The 2855-nt window shown below is 60.5% G+C and carries 4 protein-coding genes; 2 read left to right on the forward strand and 2 right to left on the reverse strand.

Annotated features, from left to right (window positions below; translation table 11 throughout):
• Window positions 1-192 (reverse strand): hypothetical protein (locus ACXJ7R_RS29175; RefSeq protein ID WP_457154855.1); only part of this gene is annotated, 192 nt, incomplete at its 3' end.
• Between the two features lie 352 nt (window positions 193-544).
• Between ACXJ7R_RS29175 and ACXJ7R_RS29180 the strand changes: the two genes are divergently transcribed.
• Together ACXJ7R_RS29180 and ACXJ7R_RS29185 are read left to right on the forward strand one after the other, a co-directional pair.
• On the forward strand, window positions 545-1300 hold the full coding sequence (locus ACXJ7R_RS29180; protein WP_457154856.1) for a DUF4142 domain-containing protein: 756 nt from the start codon (window positions 545-547) through the stop codon (window positions 1298-1300).
• 25 nt (window positions 1301-1325) lie between these two features.
• Window positions 1326-1928, forward strand: coding sequence for a general stress protein (locus ACXJ7R_RS29185; protein WP_457154857.1), 603 nt, complete (start codon window positions 1326-1328; stop codon window positions 1926-1928).
• 96 nt (window positions 1929-2024) lie between these two features.
• Here the strand turns inward: ACXJ7R_RS29185 and ACXJ7R_RS29190 are convergent.
• The coding region (locus tag ACXJ7R_RS29190) for an extracellular catalytic domain type 1 short-chain-length polyhydroxyalkanoate depolymerase (RefSeq protein ID WP_457154858.1) at window positions 2025-2855 on the reverse strand (831 nt) is incomplete at its 5' end.

Raw genomic sequence — 2855 nt, forward strand, 5'->3', positions numbered from 1 at the left:
TTCCGCTTCCATCTGGTCGCCGACCAACCTGGCCTTRTCCGCKCCGATGATGGGTTCACCATCAAATCCTTGCAGCCATCCATCGGCGKATTCGTACCAGACCTCGGGYACCACGCGCTCCTTGCCGTCCTTTCGAGCCTGCACGCCRTACATCCAAGCGTAGGTGATGCGCTCCTGGTCCTTCTTAGCCAAGGCCAWTTKCGTCTACCTCGACCCCTCTSCTCGCGAAYCCGAAAWTGCCCGCCTCGGTTTGTTTTGCCCCACCCCGAGACGGGCTGTGGAAGCTGTAGAGGCAACTTCCATGCCTTGGCCACGGGGAGCAAACCAAGGCACAGTCAAAACTTCACTCCGATGAGAATGTTCCTCRGCSAATATTAGCAATCYTTTGACAGCCAAACCGACCGGTCCAGAGCGCGGTCGCCACTCTCCKAGCCATAAACAGGGCGCGCAGATCAATGCCAGTTTATCGCTGACCGTCCGGAMCAAAGCCGACTGGCGCAGGTTAGGCCCTTASCACATGTGTGCACAAACAAGGACCTAWCCCATGAAAACCCGCCTACTTTWGGCCKCACTGGCCACAGCTACAGCTATGTCTTTCGCCCTGCCCGCCCTTGCTGCCGACAGCGCGCAASACTTTGTCGACAAGGCCGCGGCAGGCGGAATGTTCGAAGTGGATTCCAGCAAGGTTGCCGAAACCAAAGCACAGGACCAGAGCGTCAAGGACTTCGCGCACAAGATGATTGACGATCATGGCGCGGCCAACGCCAAGCTCGAGACAATCGCCGGCGAGCTGAAGCTGACAGTCCCGAAGGAACTGGACGCCAAGCACAAGGGCGATGTCGACACTCTGCAAAATGGCAAGGACCCGATCGACACACCCTACGTCCAAATGCAGCGCGATGCGCATTCCGATGCGGTCAAGCTGTACGAGAGCTACGCCAAGGATGGCGACAACGCTCATCTGAAGGCCTTCGCCCAGGAGACAGTCCCGACACTCAAGATGCATCAGGAAATGATCGAAAAGATCGCGTCCAAGATCGATGACAAATCGGCGGCCACCTCCTCGACGACCCCGGCCGTAGCCACCACCGACACCGCGAACCCCTCCGCTCCCGTTCCTGGTGCGAACAGCTTCACCGAGGATCAGGCCAAGGATCGCATTCAGGACGCCGGCTTCTCCGATGTGTCCAAGCTGGCCAAGGATGATCAGGGCATCTGGCGCGGCCAGGCGAACAAGGGCGGCAAGACCACGGCAGTAGCGCTCGACTACCAGGGCAACGTCGTTGCCGGCACCAACTAACCAAACAGAAATCAGGAGATCCAAAATGAAAACTGTGACCGGACTATTCGACAATTATGACGACGCTTCCGATGCCGTTGGCGAACTGGAAGCGACGGGCATTCCGCATTCCAACATCAGCATCGTCGCCAACAATGCGGACAACCGGCGCGACCATGACGAATCCAAGGCTGCGGACGATGCAGCGGGCGGCGCCGGACTTGGTGCCGTTGTCGGCGGCGCTGGCGGACTGCTGACCGGGCTTGGCCTCATGGCCATCCCGGGCGTTGGTCCGGTGGTGGCCGCCGGATGGTTGGCTGCCACTGCAGTCGGTGCGGTTGGGGGCGCCGTCGTCGGCGGCGCTGCCGGCGGCATCGTCGGAGCCCTCACTGATTCCGGCGTCGCAGAGGACGATGCCCACGTCTATGCAGAGGGTGTGCGTCGTGGCGGCACGTTGGTCACCGCCAAGGTAGACGACCCGCTGGTGGCAAACGCCGAAAGGATTCTGGGGCAGACCAAGTCCGTGAACCTGGAAGAGCGTCGTGGAGAATATCAGGCCGGCGGATGGACAGGTTTCGACGCCGATGCCGAGAACTACGCCTCGAATGAAATTGGGCGAGACGGCGCTCGTCGCGTCAATCGCATCTAACCGCGCGAAACTTCCCGGCCGGAATTTCGACTTTTCGGCCGGGAGACCTTCTTGGCATCAAGCCTGTCGGTCTTACCCAGCCAAAGAGCTTTTGAGCTAACGCATCAAGCCGGCTGCGCGCAGAGCGTCCTCAATCACCTTGGTAATGCCTGTGGCCGAACCGCCGCGAGCATCAGGCTGAGGCGCCTTTGCGGCATCGGCGCGTACTGCTCGCGGATTTTCCGCAGGTGCATAAGTCCTCACTGCTTTGCCCGCCGATCTTCCCGGCGCTTCCCCAGATCTGGCTTCAGTTCGGCTTGTAAGACCCCAGAAATCCGCAATATGGCGTGTTGATGAAATGCCGACGTTCAGCATGAATGGGGCGGCAACGCCCAAGCCATCATCACCGAGCGTCTGCAGTGGCGTGCCATGGCCCATGCCGGCAATCGTGTATTTCTCGATCAACTCCTTGCCGTCCGCGCCGCACCACACCTGACGTATCTGTCGATCGACCGTTTCTTTTCGGGTGGGGCTGGCGCCCACGCCGTGAACCGCTTGCCATTGGGCGAGAATGGAATCCGCGTTCGACGCGACCACGGTGGTGTCGGCCGCGCCCTGCCAGATTGAAATCTTCGGCCAAATCCCTTTGTGGGGCGAAGCTTCCGCAAGGCGCCTTTGGAGTTCAGCCTTCGAAGGGCCCCCATGGCCACGCATACGATCGAAGGCTTCCGGGATCGTCGACGCGCTGCCGTAGGCGAGCCCTGCTATGATTGCGCCGCCAGCGAACACTTCCGGATATGTTGCCAACATTGCCGCCGCCATGGCGCCGCCGGCGGAAAGACCCGTGATAAAAATGCGCCGGTGGTCGAGGCCATGCTTTGTCACCATGGCTTGGATCATCTGGCGGATGGAGAGCACTTCTCCACGGTCGCGCGTGATATCTTCGGG

The organism is Mesorhizobium sp. P5_C1 (assembly GCF_054049815.1).